Here is an 18523-nt window from a genome sequence, read left to right as displayed (position 1 = left end):
TTTTTTCTGGACGGTACGCTGCTGGACGGCACGCTCCCGGCTGGCGTACCTACCACGTATCACTACGTACCCGCTTAGAACCTGTTTTCAGGCGTCGCTTAGTTTGAAGGGCTTATTTTGCAAGCAAGCGCTGCACGATAGAGTTGTAAACGAGCCATCCGGCGTTTGTCAGGCGCAGCGTGTCGTCGGTGATTGGGTAGATAAGCGCGTTTTCTTGTAGCCGGTCGAGCAGCGAGGCGCGTTGCGCACGCAGGTCAACGCCGTAGACGTCGCGGTAGCGAGCCAGGTTGAGCCCGTCGCGGGTGCGCAGCCGCAGGGTGAGGTACTCGCCAGCCAGCGCCTCAGGATCGACTTCCTCGCGCGTAGCAACCGGTGCACGTCCATCGTTCAAGCGCTGCATGTATACAGCAAGGTCGGATACATTGACCCAGCGGTGCGGCTTCTCGTTACGGCCGGGCCACCAGAAGCTGTGCGCAGCTGGCCCGGTCCCGAGGAAACTGCCGTGTGCCCAGTAGTTCTCGTTGTGTTGCGACCGGTGCCCCGGCCGGGACAGGTGCGAAATCTCGTACGCTTCAAAGCCCTCTTCCTCTAAGTCAAGCAGTGCATGGCGGTATTGCTTAGCGCGCGTCATTTCGGTTTCGTTGTCGCGCGGCACAGTTGGCCACTCGATGAGCGTAATGTGCGGTACCTCAAGCGCGACGGCTTCGCGCAACGTCTCTTGCCACATTTCAAGGGTCGACTCAGCCCACCCAAAAGCAACGTCTACCGATATATTGTCGATGCCGGCTGCACGGATATGCGCCACTGCCGGCTCGATATGGTGGGCTCGATGCGGCGCACCGATCGTGCTCAGTTCCTCATCAAAGAACGAAAGCGCAGCAAGGCTAACCCGGTTGAATCCCATTGCTGCTACCTTTTGCATGTACGCGTCAGAGGCATCCCGGGGATTCACTTCGATGGTGACCTCTGCTGCCCCCTCCACATCGAATACGCGCACTTTTTCGGCTACCGTCTTCAGATTGGAGATCGGAACCAAGGAGGGGCGTCCACCGCCCACGTAGATCGACGATATTTCGGCCGTACTGTGCGCTGCCTCGTACTGATCCAGTTCGTTGACCAGTGCACGCGCAAACGCGTCGTAATCGGGCTGATGCGATGCCACTACAACGGAGTCGTCATAAGCGCGATCGCTCTCCCGGAATGGGACGTGTATATATAGACCAGCCATAGCAAAGATTGGTTGTGTTACGGAATAAAGAATTGGCGTTGTCTGTTCATCTTGAATGTAGATCCCACGCTCCACGTTGCAGATATGCTCGCCTTGTGTCTACGACGGATTGGAGGCTGGTTTTTCAGCAACGAAAGGCGGTCTTTCCTCGATATGTCTTTGTTCGGAGGCTGCCCGTGGGTCCCATTCATACACCTCGATCTGATCCTTAACGACCTCCAGCGCATCAATGAGCAACGACCGCACCATCGTATTCAGCTCTTGCTCATAGTTAGAGGAAAACGCCGCATCTGCCGATATTGACGTGATCTCTGCGATGACACGGTTATTCTCTTGCGAGCCGATATCGTCCATAATTTGGTTCAGAACATTGTATACGATATCGCTGATCGCCTCTTTCAGCAGATGCGCGATTGTTGACCCTACCCCCGGAATCATCCCGATGGTACTAATCTCTCTGTTATTGTTGACAGCCTGCGTGATGACCGCATCAATATACCTCTGAAACGCGGGGCGATACGAGCTATAGGCATCTGCGGTCGCAGCCTGTAAGCGGTGCGTCAGTGCATTCACCAGGTCGTCGCGGCGTGGGCCGATAACCTCTTTCGTAATGCGGTCTACGACGACGTCGTTCGTCGACACCTCGTGTTGAATGCCCGATACGATGCGCACTACGACCCGGTCGGTAATCTCTTGCACGAACCGGTCGCGGTAGTACACGAACGCCTCATAGATGGCTGTCTGCGTCAGGTCGATGAGTCCGAGGCGCTGCATCTTGCGAATCATAACGACCAGCCGCAGTACGCGAAGCGACCGGAACGTGCCAACGGGGATGCATCCGAGAACGTCGTACCAGTGAACCAACGGGTAGAAGTACCAGCGGCGGTAGGTGCCACGGTAGATCGCCAGGCCCCACCGCACCAAAATCTCCGCCACAAAAACAGCGACGAAGATAAGATCGTAGAACAGAAAGTTCGGGTGGACTTCCGTCGCATAGAAGTCGTGAAAGGCCGGAACCGTTACTTCCAAAAGCTCCTGGAAGTGGCGATACGTAAACGTCCAGTCGAAGACGATGAACACAAGATTCGCCGCGATCAGCACGAGCATGATCACGTCTACGACCAGCTCTCGGAGCGTCCGTTTTCCGTTATCAGGATCTGCGGGGGCAGTAGCATCAGACATGGGCAAAGCCAGGTGGTAGCAAGGGCATGCGTATCCCGCAGAGCCTAATTTTTTCGTGCGGGGCGTTCATGAGATACAATACAGCCGCCCTATATGCAATCTCGCCCTTTACCGCTCCCCTTGAAGAACCCACTCACTATTTGCCTGCCTGCTACCAGGCCATCAGCTTCATGCAGAACACCGAGCCCCCTGCTTTCAGAAACTCGCTGGTATCGAGCGGCACCGGGGTGAACCCGGCGTCACGCAGGCGCGATTCGGTGACGGTGCAGCCCTCCTGGATGAGCACGTGTTCGGCATCGGGGCAGTGTGCGTTGCATGCAAAGAGCGATCGCGCCTCATCTTCGGGGGCTTCAACCAGCGTATCAAAACCCGCATTCAGCAGCGCGAGGCCGTCTCCGTCGAATGCACCCGGATAGTAGAGCGCAGTGTCGGCATCCAGCACGCTGAGACAGGTATCGAGGTGGTAGAAGTCGGGATCGTCAAGATGGAGTGCATAGATGGGTACGTCGAGCAGGCTATGGATGGCCTCGTAGACGCCAAGGTCGGTGCGAAAGCCGTATCCGCCCCAGAGCGCCGCGTGGCCGGGATGCCAGATGGCATCGCCCATGCCCTCAAAGGAGCCCTGCACGTCGTCGGGCAGGGTGTGCACCGCGTACCCCTGCTTCTCGAAGAAGTCCCGATAATGCGGGACCTCGTCGAGACGTTCGGGCGCATGCATGCGGCTGAGCACAACCCCGGTTTCATGGGTTTTGGGATCGCGGTACGGAAGCGTCTGGTTGGCACAGAACACCATATCGGGCAGATCTGGTGCTCCGTCTACGATGTGGACATCGCAGCTGAGCGCCGTGTACGCGGCTCGTAGCGCTTTCCATTGCTGCCAGGCTACCTCGGTGTTGACCGTGCCCACATTGTCGGCCATATGCGGATTGATGACGTATGTAACGTCGAAGTGCGCAGGCGTTGTGAGCACCGCTTTCTGGGGGCGCGACAGGGCTGGCGTGCTGGTGGGATGCGGAAGCGCTTCGCTTGGCGTGGTGTAGACCATGAAGTACGTCTTTTCTATCGTGAGGAAAGTATCATTTCGGCCAGGGCGCGCTGGGTGGTGTTTATGTCGATATGGACAAATCGTCCCTGGTCGTCGATAGCTATATCCTCGAAGATGGCTCGCTGATCCGCTGACAGTCCGTCGTAGGACTGCGCGCCCGAAGCGACCCCCTGCAGCAGGCGGCGCACGTCGCGTGCGTTATCATCGGCGACGAGCGTTATGCGCGATTGCACCGTTTCTTCGCTAAGCGTAACGCCCATGCCCGCCTGACGCGTTACTGTCGCAACGCGGGCTAAGCGGCGCTGCCACTCCTGCGCATTGTTCTGCTCCTGCACGGTTTCAAGAGTATTGTCCATTTCTTCGGGCAAGGTAAGCAGCACCGACCAGGCTGATCCGGACTGCGAGGCATACCCGATGAGTTCGCGGTCGTCGGCAGACGGCACGAACCCGGGTGCATCCCTGTCTATGCGTTCAAGGAGCGCCTCAATATCGCGGGCGTCTCCAACGGCGACTCGGTGGTTATCGAGCAGGGCCAGGCGGCGATCGGAGGCGCCGTCTTCGCCATTGCGTGGCGCAAAAGCGAACACGGGGATGTCGTGCACTTCGTCAACCGGCACGATCAGATCGCTGGCTTCGCGGAGCGAGGACGCAAGACGTGCGCGCGTGAAGTCGGCACGCAGTACAAGCAGGGGCGCCTGCAACACGCCTTCGTCCCCAACCGGAGCTGCGCCTACGTACGCGGCGTGCAGATCGGTATCCGGGTTGAAGCCGGATGCTTCAATAAAGGCGTTGAGGTCGTTGCGCTGCTCACGGGTGAGCGGGTCAAAGACTACATCGCTGTCGAGCAGTGTGAGTCGAATCCCGCGCTCGCTAAAAAACGAGATTCCTGCTTCGTCCTTGAGATGCTGCAGGTTGACCATGGAGAGGCTCTGCGTACCCTCGGGGAAGACCGCAATGGCGTCGAGCGTATCATCAGCTACGGGCGGCGGGTCGGGCTGGCACCCTGTGAGCGTAAGGAGAGCGATCGCGAACGCCGCGATGGGTGTCCAGAGAGATCGGCGCTGGAGTGAAGCAAGCGAGCATGCCATATCGAAATGGGGATGCATGTATGTGCAGTGTAGAACGCAGCGTCTACAAGACGCAGACTGGCGAGGGGTTGTTACAGGAACGGAGCTGCCCGGGTTGTGCTGCAGGGGCAGATGCGTTCGTATCCCTCTTGCCTTACCCGCCTATGTACAGACCGTACGGGCCGACTTTTCTGTGCCAGCAGGGGTGTTAAAAGTCGCGGCGGTTGAAGATCCAGAGCGCAAGCCCGTAGGCTACGGCCCCAAAAGCCACCGCCGAAAACAGCGGATACCAGTCCGTGGCGGATTCGGCCTGGGCCAGGCTGGCAGCCAGGCCCGACACCTCGGCGAAGTTGGGCATGATGTGGTAAAGCGCGATAAATGCGGTTGAGCCGACCATTCCGAGCGTATCGAGTATAGCGTCGGAGGCTGCTAAAACGATCGATGCGAAGATGAGTCCGTAGCTCACGATAAGCGCGAGAGCGGTGCTTTCGGTCCACACGCCCATGAGCGCGACCACGCCGTACATAACGCCGAACATGAGCACGACGAGTCCGATGCTGAGCAGAAAAGGCAGGTGCCATACGCCGGTTTTGATGGAGAGGATGAGCCAGACCCCGCCCATGAGGTAGAGCGCGAGGACGGAGACGGCGATCCACACGCCGGCGATGTGGCTAAGCAGGAGTGGGGTGCGCCCTATGGGTTTGGAGAGGAGCAAATCGATGTGTCCGCGTTCGAGGAGCGAGACGGAGAGCGGCGCGGTAGCGAAGAGGGCAAGCAGAATGCCAATCCAGTACGTGGCGCCAGCTACGGCTGATTCGATGCCAAAGACCAGCTGTTCGAGCGAGAGGCCATCGACAGACCCATTGGGCGTTTGCCCGAAGAGGCGGAGTCCGGCAAGTGAACCGTCGACCACATCAAGGTTGAGCGCGAAGGCCACCATCATCAGAATGAGCGAACTGATGACAAACAGGCCCAGCACAATCTTCTTGGTCCAGAGCTCGCGAAACGTAAGGTAGATAAGGCCGAGCGTAGGCTGCATGTAGGCGCAGGGGGTTAGGCAAGAGCGATGTGCGGTAAGGCGGCCTCAGGCCGACGGGGGCGCCACCACGTCGATGAAGTAGTCTTCCAGGGAGCGCCGCACGGGCTCGACGGCTTCGAGCTCCACGTTGTGGCTGCGCAGCGTGTCGAGCAGTGCGTTCAGGTCGGAGCGGGTTTCGGCGGCTACGCGCCACTGCTCCAGTTCAGGCGCAGACGCCTCTTCAATCCGCATCATCTGGCTGACGGCTGCGCCGGGCAGGCTGTCGGGAAGCGGGGTGCAGGTGATCCGGTATTCGCGATCAACGCTTGTAAGCTGGCTAATTCCCCCCTGCCGCACCAGCTCGCCCTCGTTCATGATGGCCACTTCGCCACATACTTTTTCGACCTCAGAGAGCAAGTGCGAGTTGATGAAGATGGTCGTGCCTTCATCGCGCAGCCATACGAGCAGGTCGCGGATATCGCGTCGGCCCACTGGATCTACCCCATCGGTAGGTTCGTCGAGGAACAGAAGATCGGGATTGTTGAGCAGAGCCTGTGCGATACCGACCCGCTGAAGCATTCCTTTTGAGAAGGTGTTGATCTTGCGATCGGCCTGAGCAGAGAGGCCCACTTTTTCGAGCAGTTCGGGGATGCGTGTCGCACGCTCTGCAGTGGACACCCGCCCCATCCGCCCGTACAGATCGAGCATCTGTGTGGCGGTGAGGAGCCCGGGAAAGGTATGTTTCTCGGGCAGGTAGCCCACACGCGTTCGCGCTTCGGCCCGCGTGGCGGGCACGTCAAAGAGGCGTGCATCGCCTGCTGTGGGGTGCACAATACCAAGAAGTATTTTGACGAGGGTTGTTTTGCCCGCGCCGTTTGGCCCCAACAGCCCAAATACGTGGCCGCGCCCTACCGTAAGGTCAATGCCTTGGAGCGCCTCCACGGTCTTGTTGCGAAAGAGTCCACTGCGGTAGGTTTTGCAGAGTCCGTCAACAGCAATAGCAGCAGACATAGCAGGCAAAAGCGGGCGTGTAAGGATAGAGCAGGGGTATCAGGAAGGTTTTGCGGGGCTCCCCAAAACCTTCTCTGCCCCACAAGACGAATGTAAGAAGGACATTGTTACGTACAGCGTCGCGCACAGTGTGGCGCACAGCGTTGCGTGTAGCACCAGCTACAGTGTCAGCTTTCAGCGTGGCTACACGTCGGCATCGGTGAGCGCTTCGAGGCCTGGGAGCGGCTTCCCTTCAAGCAGTTGCAGCATGGCTCCGCCGCCGGTAGACACATGGCTGATGCGATCGGTTTTGCCGGCTACATTCAGTGCAGATACGGAGTCGCCCCCACCAACGACGGAAAAGGCGCCGTTATCGGTGGCTTCGGCAACGGCTTCGGCAATTGCGATTGTGCCCTGTGCAAACGCCTCTGTTTCGAAGACCCCCATGGGACCGTTCCAGATGATGGTTTTGGCTTCACCGATATAATCGATATAGGCTTTTACGGTAGCCGGGCCAATGTCGAGTCCCATTTTTCCGTCAGGGATGCCGCCCTCGGAGACCCCTGCAGGCGCTTCGTCCTCAATCGAGTTGGCATAGACATGATCTTGTGGCAGATGCAACACATCGCCGGCTTCATCGGCGAGTGATTCAGCTTGCTCCAGCCGGTCTTCCTCGACCAGCGAGTTTCCGACCTCTTCGCCCTGTGCTTTCAGAAAGGTGTACGTCATGGCTCCGCCCACGAGCAGGTGTGCCGCATTTTGAGAAAGGCGCCGCACAGTGCCCATTTTGTCGGACACCTTGGCTCCGCCAAGAATCGCGACCATGGGCGGCTCTGGTTCGTCGCGCACCTTGGTGAGCACCTCCACCTCTTTTTCCATAAGGCGTCCCATGACAGCAGGCTGCACACGTTCGGCCACACCTGCTGTGGAGGCATGGGCGCGGTGTGCCGCCCCAAAGGCATCGTTTACGTAGATGTCGGCGAGTGCGGCGAGTCCATCGGCAAAGTCATCGCTATTGGCTTTTTCCCCTGGATCGAAGCGTGTATTTTCAAGAAGAATGACGCATCCGTTCCCCATGCCGTCGATTGCTTCCTGCACGGCATCGCCAATGGTGTTGCTGGAGAAGCGAACGCGCTCTTCCAGCAGCGTGTCGAGATGATCGGCGACCGCTGCGAGGCTCAGGTCCGGGTCGGGAGCTCCGTTGGGGCGCCCCAGGTGGCTAATGAGAATTGCCTTTCCACCTTTGTCGAGCACGTGTCGTATGGTAGGCAGTGCAGACCGAATCCGTGTATCGTCGGCGACGGTAGGGCGGTTGTCATCTTTGTTCTGCTTGAGCGGCACGTTGAAGTCGACCCGGATGAGTACGCGCTTGCCTTTTACATTTACCGCGTCGAGGGTGAGTTTTTTCATGGCAGGCTGTGTAGAGCATCTATTAAGGAGAGAAAATGCAGGACCGGAACGAGAGCATATCTCTCGCCCCGGTCTGCGGCGACTGTGTCCTTGTACGTTTAGGACATCGACGAAATTTTCTGAGCCAGATCAACGATGCGGCTGGCATAGCCCCATTCGTTGTCGTACCAGCCCGTAACCTTAATCATCTCGCCCGTTACCATGGTCGACGGCGCGTCGTAGATGCAGGAGTGCGGGTTGTGAATGATATCGGCCGAAACGATCGGAGCCTCGTTGTACTCAAGCACCCCCTTCATAGGCCCTTCAGCAGCGGCCTTAAAAGCGGCGTCTACGGCTTCAACGGAGGCCTCTTTCTCGACGTGTACCGTCAGGTCGGTGATTGATCCGTTTGGAATGGGCACACGCATGGCCATGCCGTCGAGCTTACCATCAAGCTCGGGCAGCACCAGTCCGACCGCTTTTGCTGCACCGGTCGAAGTTGGAATGATGGAAGCAGCGGCGGTGCGTGCACGGCGCAGGTCGCTGTGCGGACCGTCTACGATGTTCTGCGACGACGTGTAGGCATGGATGGTTGTCATAAGACCATGCTTGAGCCCGAAGGTCTCGTCGAGCACTTTGACGAGCGGCGCCAGGCAGTTTGTTGTGCAACTGGCGTTGGATACGATCTTCTCGTCGCCTGTCAGGATCTCATCGTTTACACCGAGCACGACCGTAGCGTCGACCTCGCTTTTCGCAGGCGCACTAATCACGACCTGCTTGGCCCCGGCTTCGAGGTGTTTGCCTGCGGCTTCGCGTGTACGGAAGAGTCCAGTCGACTCCACCACGATGTCGCATCCCACATCGCCCCACGGAAGGTTGGCAGGATCTTTTTCGTTGAATACGGGAAACGTGATGTCACCTACGGTGATGGAATCGTCGGTATGCGAGACCTCCGCATCCAACGTGCCGTGTACCGAGTCGTACTTGAGCAGATGAGCCAGCGTAGCAGCGGGCGTAAGATCGTTAATACCGGCAATCTCAAAATCGGTATCGCCACGCTCGACGATGGAGCGCAGTACCAGGCGGCCGATGCGGCCGAATCCATTGATACCAAGTGTAGTAGCCATGGGTGAAATGGTCTTGAGTGAGAAATCATCGAATACAAAAACGCCGCGAGCCGGCCTGATCGTTGCTATTCAACCGGCCTCAGGCTTCTCGTGGCAGATGCAGTACATCCGCCACAACATGCACCCGCACCGGTACGCAATGTTCAGCACACCTTCCCGGTTGTGGGCCGTTGCCTCCCTTTTCATTTCCTATACCAATAAACGCTGGTTAAATAGCGTATTGGCGGACAAAAAACATATCCAAATGTTGTTTGATGGTGGATGCAGGGATACGCTGCTGTATTTCTTTGTCATGGTCTAAGGTGCAAATTATTCAGGAGGGGTGCAACTGTTTTATGGATTTGTAGCGCGCTTCTCCCCCTGAACGCCTGGATCATGACGCAAACCGTCTCTCTCGAACTCCTTTTGTCACCCGGTACCCGGTTTACCTCTTGGAAACTGCCCCTTGGGGCGCTATCTGAGACGGCGCTAATCGAATCGTGCGTGAAGCTTTGGAACGGATGGTCGTAAGCTGGCCCATGAAGCCGGCCCATGTGTGCGGGCCTCCCTAAAAACAGCTTCTTTCGCCTGTATACGCTCAGGGCGAATCGTATGGGCAGGGTAGTGGCCATCCCCCACAACTTCATCCGCGTAGAAACATTCTTTCGTGCTATGTCTTGCTTATAAGGTACCCATTACGTTATATCTCGCGTGTTGTACGCGAGCCTGAGTCTCCTTTTGTCGAACTGTTTTTACCGTATGTCTTCGCTTAAAACGCCTGAAAAGTCGTCGCGCCGTAAAGAGCTGCGCTCCAACTCTATCGTTGACCTGTATGCACGGAGCGTGCTGTTCTTTGAAGAGAACAAAAACGCCATTTATGCTGCAGGCGTTGGACTTGTTGTACTGATTGCTGCTGTCGGTGTCTATTTCTGGAACGTGCAGCAGACCGAAGCGGAAGCGCAACGGCATCTCGGACAGATCGAACGCCTGTACGCCATGGGCGATTACGAACGCGCTCTGCAGGGCACCGGTGACCTTATGGGACTGCTTGAGATTGCGGATACGTACAGTGGTACAAACGCTGGTAACCTGGCGGTCTTCTATGTTGCCAATGGGTATCTACGTAACGACCTGCCCGATGAAGCGATGACCTACCTGGAACGCTTCAACAAAGATCGTGACTTGATCGGAGCGAGCGCGCTGGCTGCTGAGGCATCTATTTTCGAAGATCGGGGCGACTACGATACTGCAGGAGCCCGCTATGAGCGCGCCGCCGAATTCGCTTCGAGTGCTCACGTATCGCCTCAGTACCTCATGAATGCTGGACGCGCTTACGAGGCTGCTGGCAATCTGGAGCAAGCACGCCGGGTCTATAGCCAAATCCAAACCGAGTACGCAGACTCGCCCGAAGCAGAGCGCGTTCAGCGCTTCCTGGCCCGAGTAGAAGCGCGCCAGGCACGAACGGCCTCGTAAAAAAAGCGAAGCGTTTCGCCCTCTGCCCGCTCTGCCTTCTGCTTCCCCCTGCTGCCTATGGCTACGATCCTTGTTGTTGACGACGAGGCAAGCATTCGACGTACCCTCGAAGAAATTCTAGAGTACGAAGAATACAGCGTAGAGTGTGCCTCTGATGGCGAAGAAGCCCTCGACATGGCCCGGTCAGACACCTACGACCTGGTCTTGCTCGACGTGAAAATGCCCAAACGTGATGGCATGGATGTGCTGGAGGTACTCAGCGAGGAGCTTCCCGAGCTTCCCGTAGTCATGATCAGTGGACACGGTACGGTCGAAACAGCAGTTGAAGCGACAAAGCTGGGTGCTTACGACTTCATCGAGAAGCCACCGGATCTGAACCGCCTGCTTCTCACTGTACGTAATGCGCTGGACCGTGGCGAACTGAAGACGGAGAACCGCCGCATGCGGCAGACGATCACGGAGAAGCACTCCGATGACCTCACGCCCATCATTGGTGAGAGCACGGCGATTGCCGAGATCAAGGACACGATAGAGCGCGTGGCGCCTACCGAAGCGCGCGTACTCGTAACAGGCGAAAACGGCACCGGCAAAGAACTTGTCGCACGCTGGCTGCACCGCAAGTCAGGACGCAGCGATGCCCCTATGGTTGAGGTCAACTGTGCCGCCATTCCCAGCGAACTGATTGAGAGCGAGCTTTTTGGTCACGAGAAAGGAGCTTTCACAGGTGCTACGCAGCAGCGCATCGGCAAATTCGAACAGGCGCACGGCGGCACGCTTTTTCTCGATGAGATTGGCGATATGAGCTTGTCGGCTCAAGCGAAAGTGCTACGCGTGCTTCAAGAGCACAAGGTCCAGCGCGTCGGGGGCGACCGCACGGTAGAAGTCGACGTGCGCGTCATCGCCGCTACCAATAAGAATTTACAGGAGGAGATCGAGGAGAATCAGTTCCGAGAAGACCTCTACCATCGTATTGGGGTTATTCTTATCGATGTGCCGCCGCTTCGCGAGCGTCGTGGCGATATCCCGCTTATCACCAAACATATGGCCGGCCGCCTGGCGCAGCGCAACGGCATTTCCCCTAAGACTTTTTCGGATGCAGCCCTCAACGCCTTACAGCGCTATGAGTGGCGCGGCAACGTGCGTGAGCTTCACAACGTGCTGGAACGCATTCTCATTCTGACCGATGGAGAAACGGTCGATGACGACGATGTGCAACGCTGCATGGGACCTCAAACGTCAAGCAGTGGCCCTGCCTATGACCTAATCCACTCCTATGATACGTTCAGCGATGCCCGCGACCAGTTTGAGAAGCTGTTCATTGAGCACAAGCTCGATGAGCACGATTGGAACGTAAGTCAAACCGCCGAAACAATCGGGATTCAGCGCTCGCATCTGTACAACAAGCTCAACAAGTATAACATAGAGCGCGACGAGTAAGCCGCTCGGCTCCTGTTTAAAGCTTCTGCTTGCTTACCCCTTATCCTTGTGCCCCGTACCGATGGCTGAATCGCCAATTGTTGACGTTTCGGGACTTACCAAAACGTTTGAGGAAGACACGCCTCAGGCGCTTACCGTGCTTCGGGATCTCAACCTTCAGGTACAGCCAGGCGAAATTGTCGCTGTAATGGGTGAAAGTGGGTCTGGGAAAAGCACTCTCCTGCACATCCTTGGTGGACTGGACCACCCGACCAGCGGTCAGGTACGTGTTACTGGACGCGACATCTTTGCACTGGATGACGAAGCGCTTGCCTCGTTTCGAAACCAGTGCATCGGCTTTGTCTTCCAGTTTCACCATCTACTCCCCGAGTTTTCGGCCCTCGAAAACGTAGCCATGCCCGCTCGCATCAACGGACAAGGAGCCGACGCTGCCGAACGCCGCGCTCGCAGCTTGCTTGACCTGATGGGACTTGCCGATCGCGCCGACCAGCGACCGGCTACGCTTTCGGGGGGAGAAAAGCAGCGCGTTGCCGTAGCGCGTGCGCTGATGAATGAGCCTGCGCTTGTACTGCTCGACGAGCCCACTGGCAACCTGGACGCCGATACGGCTGAACCGCTGCACCGGGAGATTGAAACGCTGCGCCATGAAACCGGACAGACATTCGTGCTTGTAACGCATACCCCGGCACTTGCCTCAATTGCCGACCGCGTGCTTCACCTTGAGCACGGGCAACTGCATGACGCTTCTCCAACGGATCGCTCGGTGCCCTTGTCGTAGGTGCATGCAAGCACGTTCGCGTTTCCCTCAGTACCTTCGTTTAGCTTCTTCCCTACCATGTCTACTGCCACCCTCGACCGCAGTCTCGGATTTGTGGATGCGCCTGTCGATGCCAGCCTCGACCTGTATGCTGAAATTGAGCGCCTGAAAACTGAGAAAAATGCTATTTTGCTGGCTCACTATTATCAGGAAGCTGCCATTCAGGAGCTGGCCGACTTCGTTGGCGACTCGCTCGGCCTGGCCCGTGAGGCGGCCAGTACCGACGCGGAGATCATCGTGTTTGCCGGTGTACACTTTATGGCAGAGACCGCCAAGATCCTGAATCCCGAAAAAACGGTCCTGCTCCCGGACTTGAATGCCGGATGCTCACTTGCGGACACGTGTCCGCCCGATGCCTTTGAGGCGTTCTGCAATCAATACCCTGATCATACAGTCATTACGTATGTGAACAGTTCGGCTGCCCTGAAAGCGCTTAGCGACATCATCTGTACCTCGTCGAGCGCTGCACACATTATCAACCAGCTTCCGGAAGACGAGAAGATTCTGTTTGCTCCTGACCGCAACCTCGGGGCCTACCTGATCCGCGAAACAGGGCGCGACATGGTGCTGTGGGATGGCGTCTGTATCGTGCACGAGACCTTCAGCGAACGCAAACTGCTGCGCCTGGCAGCCGAGCACCCTGACGCCGAAGTACTGGCGCATCCCGAATGCCGCGATGCAGTCCTTCAGCATGCGGACTTTATCGGTTCCACAAGCCAGATCCGGCGCTACGCCCGCGATAACGGTCCAGCCAAGTTTATCGTGGCAACCGAAGAGGGCATCTTGCACCAGATGGAGAAGGACAATCCCGCCAATACACTTATTCCGGCACTGCCGGAAAGCGGGTGCAACTGCAGCCAGTGTCCTCATATGCGGCTCAATACCATCGAGAAGCTCTACCTGTGCCTGGAGCACGAAAGCCCGGAGATCACAATGGAAGAGTCGCTCCGTAAAGACGCTCTACGCCCGATTGAGCGCATGATGGATATGAGTGCGGGCATCAAATAGCGGCTGTCTGGCTGCTTCCACGCCCTGCATAACACTTGCCTACGTTCATCCTGAACGATAACTACTTGCGAGCGTTAGAAAGCATACGCATCATATACAACGCATTGTCTCGCGCCCTTTCGCACGTTACAATGCACCTCAAACCCAACGTTGTTCACCTGTTTCTTCGACGCCTATGAACGTTGATCTGTTGGAAACCGTCCGGCGCACTATCGTCTACCGCCCCGAGCGCTGCTGTCTGGCGCAATGGGCCTTTGCCCGCAATGAACAGGAGGTAATCTCTAAAGCGGCCGTCCCACGTGGCTTCAAATGCTGCATTGCCGGGCACGTGCTTCTCGAATCAGAGACCTACACCGAGCGTGAGCTGCTCCTGCACGGGGGGTTTCACACCGGGGGCGAACTCTGGCATGAGGCTGGTGCGGTGCTTGGGCTTACAAAGCCCCAGTATCGCACGCTCTTCTTTCCCAGTCAGTGGGAGAAGCCCTACAAACAAGAGTACTACCTTTGCACAGCGGATGAGGAAGCCGAGGTCGCTGCAGCGTATATCGACCACTACGTGACGAAGCACGCTCGGCCCGAATATGCACGCTCTCGCGAAGGCGAGCCGTCAGAACGCGCACAGGCAATCATGGCGACTGTGTAGCAGGAAAACGCCTCAGGGAGCACCTGAAGAGGAATTTCCTCTGAGGGTGCACTTCGGGCGTTGTGTACCTGTGTGGCCCAGACACTGCTTAGAACCTGTTTTGATTTCTTAATTTGGGCTCCGAGCGGCGGCGCTGGACTGGGGCCGAAGGGCATGCCCCTGGTGCAAATTGCCCTCAATGTCGGCCCGTAGCCCCGGCTACGAACCGCCATCGGGGTCCAATTTTCGCTGCAGCGGCGCTCGCTCTCGCCTACAAACCAAAACCCAAACAGGCTCTTAGAAGATCACGCCAAATCGGAGCGAGAACAGTCCGCTCGCAGAGTCCTCTCCGATCACAAGTGAGGGGTTGAACTCAGCGTAGAGCGATGTGTCTTGCAGCAGCCACACGCGTCCGGCTCCCAGGTGAATCGTAGGGGCGGAAGTGCTTTCTTCTGTCTGGATAGGCAGGTACGCTCCGAATCCCCCCATGAAATATGTGCCTTGCGTGGGCGTGTCGGTACGGGTCACGATGAGCGAGATCTGTGGATCGAGCGCGTAGGAGGCTTCGTCGCGACCGCCCAGTATGTATCCGGTGAAGGCCGATCCAAGCGCGATAGAAAGATCGCGGTTGATGGGCGATGACACGCGAAAGCGCACGCCTGGCCCAAACCCGTCTTCGGTGCTGATAAGCGTGTTAAACCCCACCCCAAGCCGCGGCTGGTTCTGCGCTGTCGCGTCGGTTGGCGCTGTGCTGAACATCAGCACGATAGCCAGCAGAATGCCTGTGTACGTCCATCTTTTTGTATACATAGTAGCGGTCGCAAACTTCGTGATGCAGTGAGGGTTGAGCATAAGAAACGTAGGTGTTATCCTGTCAAGGGTCAACTACCGCCGCGTATATGCCGATCTGTACCCGGTGATTCACCAGCGCTTTCCAGTATTGTTCACTAACCGTCTATTTTATGTCTGCTTCTGCATCGACCCTCTCCCCGCCCCCGTCTCCCGACGTAACCTCCAGCAGCACATACGCCGCCGCAGATTTTGCTCCAGTCGACTTTTTCGATGTCGATGGGTTACTGTCTGATGAAGAGCGTGCCCAGCGCGATGCGGTGCGGGCGTTTATCACGGAAGAGGTAGAGCCGATCATCGAGTCGCACGCCCACAAGCGTACTTTCCCCGACCACCTGATTTCGGAGTTTGCTCGGCTTGGCCTCATTGGCCCGCACCTGCCTACCGAGTACGGTGGAGGTGGGCACAACAACATTGTGTATGGTTTGATGATGCAGGAGGTGGAACGGTGCGACTCAGGACTGCGCTCGTTCTGCTCCGTGATGGGCTCTCTCGTTATGTATCCTATCTGGCGATACGGAAGCGAGGAGCAGAAGCGCACATGGCTCCCGGCTCTGGCCGAAGCCGAAAAGATTGGATGCTTCGGACTCACCGAGCCCAATCATGGCTCCAATCCTGGCGGTATGGAAACACGTGCAGTGAAGCAAGGCGATGAGTATGTGCTTAACGGACACAAACGCTGGTCTACAAACGCCTCAATTGGCGATGTAGCGGTGATCTGGGCGAAAGACGAAGATGACGTTGTGCGCGGCTTTCTGGTGGAATTGGACCGCCCCGGCGTAGAAACCCCTCCGATTGAGGACACCTGGTCGCTGCGGGCCGCGGTAACGTCTGAGGTGATCCTGAACGATGTACACATCCCGGCAAGCAACCGCCTGCCTGAAGCGAAGGGCTTACGGGCTCCGCTATCGTGCCTTACCCAGGCGCGCTTCGGAATTGCGTGGGGCGTTGTCGGAGCCGCGCAAGCGTGCTACGATGCTGCGCGGCAGCACGCTATCAACCGCGAACAGTTTGACCGGCCGATCGGGCAGTTCCAACTGGTACAGGAACGCCTCGTCGAAATGGCACAGTCCATCACGGCGGCCCAACTCATGAACTGGCGCCTCGCCACGCTCAAAGACGCAGGTACGATGCGTCCGCAGCAAGTATCGATGGCAAAGCGCCACAACTGCGAGATGGCGCTGGAGGTAGCCCGCTCTGCCCGACAGGTGCTGGGTGGAGACGGCGTTACCAGCCGTTACCCGGTGATGCGCCACATGGCCAATCTCGAATCGGTCATCACGTACGAAGGAACCCATGAGGTACATACGCTGGTGGTCGGGCAAGACCTCACAGGGCTGAATGCCTTTGTGTAGCGTACATCTTGTGTAAGGCATGCTTGTGTAAGGCATGCTTGTGTAAGGCATGCTTGTGTAAGGCATGTAGGCCCCGCCGTAACGTCATCGACCGGGCCGGCTGGGGCTGTCTTTGGACTTCCCCCTTGTCTCTACAAGCACTTAAAAAGCCAGGATGCTTTTTCAGAAGCATCCTGGCTTTATTGCTGTCCAGGGAAGGACCACCAGAGGTAATAGGTATGTTCTGAGTGACTGCTTTCCTGTTAAAGCTTTCCCGATAGAGACGTTTTCTGAAGCAGACGGCTTCGAGCTCGTGTCGACCCGTAGCCCGCGACAAACCTTGATTGGGGTCCAATTTTCGCCGCGGCGGCGCTCGTGCTCACCTTCAAACCAAAACCCAAACAGATTCTTAAAATGCCCCCTCCTTCAGGACATGCTATGCCTTTTTCTCGACGGGCGACTCTTCAACAGCATTCTCTTCATCGCCTTCCGCTATCAGCTCATCAGAGACGGCCTCGGCAGGTGCGGGCATCGCTTTTGGGGCGGAGGATGGAGCCAGAATTCGATACGTTGTTGCCCCGCTTACAGCGGCAGCAGCACCTATCAGGGCCATCCCTTCAGGCATTGATCCGCCTACCGACTTTCCGAGCGTGGACAGGGCTTTCGTGTAACCGGGCGCACCAGTCGTTGAGCCCCGGGCTACATCTGTGAGGTAGTACGCTGTGGCAGCGCCTGCAGCACCCGCGGCGCTAAGAGCAAGTGTTGACTGAACCAGACGAAATAGCATATGTGGCGTGTTAAGATAATCCAACAGAATAGCAGATGATAGGTCGAATGTACGACACAACTGGTCGAATTGCGACTTCAGATCGCTGCACAACGCGTATTTATGCAGATCTCTGCGTATCGCGTTGGATGCGTGTTACGATATAGCAAAGCGGTATTACGATCCTCTAACCCAAGGGTCCTAACACCCTGTTTGATCATACATACAGAGCATGAAGTCAGGTATACACTCTCTGCAGCGTAACACATGTTTACGTTTCGCGAGATGACTTCTGCTGGTGTCCTGTTCGTTTTACAATTTGGAAGTGTGCGCACAGCCCTCTAAGGGTCTGCCCCCTCCGCAGGTTTGCACTAAAGCGAACTCTCTTGAACAAACACACCGTTAATGCTATGACTGGATCTACACCTGTAACGCCTGAAGATCGCCAAAACGAGTACGGCGAGCCGTGGCGTCCGCAACAGATGATCGAAGAAAACCCTGTCGACATCTCAGATGAAGCGGTAGAAGCACTGCTTCCTAAGCTTGATGAGATTCTGGGAACGATGTGGACCATGTACCACCAGTACCACAAGCATCACTGGCTGGTCGAAGGCCCGCAGTTTCGTGACCTGCATCTCTTCTTTGAAGAGCACTACACAGAGCTTCACAAGTACATCGATCGCATCGCGGAGCGGATTACGGCCCTGGGCGGCATCCCGACATGCGCCCCGACCAATCAGTCCGCGCTGTCGCATGTGACACACGAGCCCGAAGGCACGTACCGGCTACGTGATATGCTGAAGCATGACTTGAAGGCCGAAAGCACGCTTGCCTCGCTCGTGCGTGGGAGCATTGACATCGCTCTTGAGCATGGCGACCACGGCACCAAGCGCCAGCTTGAGAAGGTGCTCACGAAGGCCGAAGACCGCGCCCATCACATCGACCACTTCCTCGGTGAAGACTCGCTTGAACTGAGCATCGCCGATGCAGAAGTCGCTGCCGAAGGGCAAGATGAGGTGCATGCTTAATTCACAATGTGAGCAGTTAGATTCCTCCGAGGTCTGACTACGCGTAGCGTATCCCCTGTTCACGCCTGTCGTGAGCAGGGGATTTTTATGCCCGGCTCGCTCACCAAACAAGAGGTTAACGTATGTATTCGGAACGCTCGAAGTTGGATTGGCGTGTTTAGGAA

At 57.1% G+C, this 18523-nt stretch carries 18 protein-coding genes; 8 read left to right on the top strand and 10 right to left on the bottom strand.

Going from position 1 to position 18523, the window contains the following annotated elements:
* Positions 1–112 precede the first annotated feature (112 nt).
* From ACZ48V_RS08585 to gap, 8 genes are all read right to left on the bottom strand, one after another.
* Complete coding sequence (locus ACZ48V_RS08585) at positions 113–1228, bottom strand: coproporphyrinogen-III oxidase family protein (RefSeq protein ID WP_464538342.1); 1116 nt, start codon at positions 1226–1228, stop codon at positions 113–115.
* A gap of 99 nt (positions 1229–1327) precedes the next feature.
* Positions 1328–2410: a hypothetical protein gene (locus ACZ48V_RS08580; protein WP_464538341.1), complete on the bottom strand. Its 1083-nt coding sequence runs from the start codon at positions 2408–2410 to the stop codon at positions 1328–1330.
* 151 nt (positions 2411–2561) lie between these two features.
* Entirely contained in the window at positions 2562–3455 is an 894-nt protein-coding gene (locus ACZ48V_RS08575; protein ID WP_464538340.1) for a dimethylarginine dimethylaminohydrolase family protein, read from the bottom strand.
* A gap of 14 nt (positions 3456–3469) precedes the next feature.
* On the bottom strand, positions 3470–4543 hold the full coding sequence (locus tag ACZ48V_RS08570; protein ID WP_464538339.1) for a hypothetical protein: 1074 nt from the start codon (positions 4541–4543) through the stop codon (positions 3470–3472).
* A gap of 187 nt (positions 4544–4730) precedes the next feature.
* Positions 4731–5561: an ABC transporter permease gene (locus ACZ48V_RS08565; protein WP_464538338.1), complete on the bottom strand. Its 831-nt coding sequence runs from the start codon at positions 5559–5561 to the stop codon at positions 4731–4733.
* A 45-nt stretch (positions 5562–5606) separates the two neighbouring features.
* On the bottom strand, positions 5607–6551 hold the full coding sequence (locus ACZ48V_RS08560) for an ABC transporter ATP-binding protein (RefSeq protein ID WP_464538337.1): 945 nt from the start codon (positions 6549–6551) through the stop codon (positions 5607–5609).
* A 183-nt stretch (positions 6552–6734) separates the two neighbouring features.
* Positions 6735–7940 carry a phosphoglycerate kinase gene (locus ACZ48V_RS08555; RefSeq protein WP_464538336.1) on the bottom strand — a complete coding sequence of 402 codons (1206 nt, stop codon included), beginning with the start codon at positions 7938–7940 and terminating at the stop codon, positions 6735–6737.
* 98 nt (positions 7941–8038) lie between these two features.
* Positions 8039–9046 carry a type I glyceraldehyde-3-phosphate dehydrogenase gene (gene gap / locus ACZ48V_RS08550; RefSeq protein WP_464538335.1) on the bottom strand — a complete coding sequence of 336 codons (1008 nt, stop codon included), beginning with the start codon at positions 9044–9046 and terminating at the stop codon, positions 8039–8041.
* On the opposite strand from gap, the gene ACZ48V_RS08545 reads away from it, so the two are divergent.
* The 6 genes from ACZ48V_RS08545 (at position 9045) to ACZ48V_RS08520 (ending at position 14403) form a co-directional block, all read left to right on the top strand.
* Positions 9045–9347, top strand: a complete 303-nt coding sequence (locus ACZ48V_RS08545; RefSeq protein ID WP_464538334.1) for a hypothetical protein — start codon at positions 9045–9047, stop codon at positions 9345–9347. The two genes, gap and ACZ48V_RS08545, sit on opposite strands and share 2 nt — an antisense overlap.
* Positions 9348–9784: 437 nt before the next feature.
* Complete coding sequence (locus ACZ48V_RS08540) at positions 9785–10498, top strand: tetratricopeptide repeat protein (protein WP_464538333.1); 714 nt, start codon at positions 9785–9787, stop codon at positions 10496–10498.
* A gap of 57 nt (positions 10499–10555) precedes the next feature.
* Positions 10556–11935: a sigma-54-dependent transcriptional regulator gene (locus tag ACZ48V_RS08535; protein WP_464538332.1), complete on the top strand. Its 1380-nt coding sequence runs from the start codon at positions 10556–10558 to the stop codon at positions 11933–11935.
* Positions 11936–11996: 61 nt separating this feature from the next.
* Positions 11997–12713, top strand: coding sequence for an ABC transporter ATP-binding protein (locus tag ACZ48V_RS08530; protein WP_464538331.1), 717 nt, complete (start codon positions 11997–11999; stop codon positions 12711–12713).
* Positions 12714–12770: 57 nt separating this feature from the next.
* Positions 12771–13760 carry a quinolinate synthase NadA gene (gene nadA, locus ACZ48V_RS08525; RefSeq protein ID WP_464538330.1) on the top strand — a complete coding sequence of 330 codons (990 nt, stop codon included), beginning with the start codon at positions 12771–12773 and terminating at the stop codon, positions 13758–13760.
* Positions 13761–13935: 175 nt separating this feature from the next.
* Positions 13936–14403 (top strand): hypothetical protein, encoded by a 468-nt coding sequence (locus tag ACZ48V_RS08520; RefSeq protein WP_464538329.1) that lies wholly within the window; start codon positions 13936–13938, stop codon positions 14401–14403.
* 276 nt (positions 14404–14679) lie between these two features.
* Here ACZ48V_RS08520 and ACZ48V_RS08515 read toward each other — a convergent pair whose 3' ends face one another.
* The gene (locus ACZ48V_RS08515) at positions 14680–15192 is read right to left on the bottom strand and encodes a hypothetical protein (RefSeq protein ID WP_464538328.1); all 513 of its coding nucleotides are present in this window, start codon (positions 15190–15192) and stop codon (positions 14680–14682) included.
* A gap of 152 nt (positions 15193–15344) precedes the next feature.
* Between ACZ48V_RS08515 and ACZ48V_RS08510 the strand changes: the two genes are divergently transcribed.
* Positions 15345–16586 carry an acyl-CoA dehydrogenase family protein gene (locus ACZ48V_RS08510; protein WP_464538327.1) on the top strand — a complete coding sequence of 414 codons (1242 nt, stop codon included), beginning with the start codon at positions 15345–15347 and terminating at the stop codon, positions 16584–16586.
* 415 nt (positions 16587–17001) lie between these two features.
* Here the strand turns inward: ACZ48V_RS08510 and ACZ48V_RS08505 are convergent, their stop codons facing one another.
* A complete protein-coding gene (locus ACZ48V_RS08505; protein WP_464538326.1) occupies positions 17002–17352 on the bottom strand; it encodes a hypothetical protein in 351 nt (116 codons plus the stop codon).
* Positions 17353–17741: 389 nt separating this feature from the next.
* Between ACZ48V_RS08505 and ACZ48V_RS08500 the strand changes: the two genes are divergently transcribed.
* The gene (locus ACZ48V_RS08500) at positions 17742–18359 is read left to right on the top strand and encodes a ferritin-like domain-containing protein (protein WP_464538325.1); all 618 of its coding nucleotides are present in this window, start codon (positions 17742–17744) and stop codon (positions 18357–18359) included.
* The last annotated feature ends 164 nt before the right edge of the window (positions 18360–18523 follow it).

Source organism: Longimonas haloalkaliphila (assembly GCF_055379825.1).
This window is presented reverse-complemented; position numbering and strand designations above follow the sequence as displayed.

Coding starts and splice junctions, on each gene's coding strand:
- ACZ48V_RS08585 (WP_464538342.1), bottom strand. CDS start 1,228: ATGGCTGGTCTATATATACACGTCCCATTCCGGGAGAGCGATCGCGCT.
- ACZ48V_RS08580 (WP_464538341.1), bottom strand. CDS start 2,410: ATGTCTGATGCTACTGCCCCCGCAGATCCTGATAACGGAAAACGGACG.
- ACZ48V_RS08575 (WP_464538340.1), bottom strand. CDS start 3,455: ATGGTCTACACCACGCCAAGCGAAGCGCTTCCGCATCCCACCAGCACG.
- ACZ48V_RS08570 (WP_464538339.1), bottom strand. CDS start 4,543: ATGGCATGCTCGCTTGCTTCACTCCAGCGCCGATCTCTCTGGACACCC.
- ACZ48V_RS08565 (WP_464538338.1), bottom strand. CDS start 5,561: ATGCAGCCTACGCTCGGCCTTATCTACCTTACGTTTCGCGAGCTCTGG.
- ACZ48V_RS08560 (WP_464538337.1), bottom strand. CDS start 6,551: ATGTCTGCTGCTATTGCTGTTGACGGACTCTGCAAAACCTACCGCAGT.
- ACZ48V_RS08555 (WP_464538336.1), bottom strand. CDS start 7,940: ATGAAAAAACTCACCCTCGACGCGGTAAATGTAAAAGGCAAGCGCGTA.
- ACZ48V_RS08545 (WP_464538334.1), top strand. CDS start 9,045: ATGGGTGAAATGGTCTTGAGTGAGAAATCATCGAATACAAAAACGCCG.
- gap (WP_464538335.1), bottom strand. CDS start 9,046: ATGGCTACTACACTTGGTATCAATGGATTCGGCCGCATCGGCCGCCTG.
- ACZ48V_RS08540 (WP_464538333.1), top strand. CDS start 9,785: ATGTCTTCGCTTAAAACGCCTGAAAAGTCGTCGCGCCGTAAAGAGCTG.
- ACZ48V_RS08535 (WP_464538332.1), top strand. CDS start 10,556: ATGGCTACGATCCTTGTTGTTGACGACGAGGCAAGCATTCGACGTACC.
- ACZ48V_RS08530 (WP_464538331.1), top strand. CDS start 11,997: ATGGCTGAATCGCCAATTGTTGACGTTTCGGGACTTACCAAAACGTTT.
- nadA (WP_464538330.1), top strand. CDS start 12,771: ATGTCTACTGCCACCCTCGACCGCAGTCTCGGATTTGTGGATGCGCCT.
- ACZ48V_RS08520 (WP_464538329.1), top strand. CDS start 13,936: ATGAACGTTGATCTGTTGGAAACCGTCCGGCGCACTATCGTCTACCGC.
- ACZ48V_RS08515 (WP_464538328.1), bottom strand. CDS start 15,192: ATGTATACAAAAAGATGGACGTACACAGGCATTCTGCTGGCTATCGTG.
- ACZ48V_RS08510 (WP_464538327.1), top strand. CDS start 15,345: ATGTCTGCTTCTGCATCGACCCTCTCCCCGCCCCCGTCTCCCGACGTA.
- ACZ48V_RS08505 (WP_464538326.1), bottom strand. CDS start 17,352: ATGCTATTTCGTCTGGTTCAGTCAACACTTGCTCTTAGCGCCGCGGGT.
- ACZ48V_RS08500 (WP_464538325.1), top strand. CDS start 17,742: ATGACTGGATCTACACCTGTAACGCCTGAAGATCGCCAAAACGAGTAC.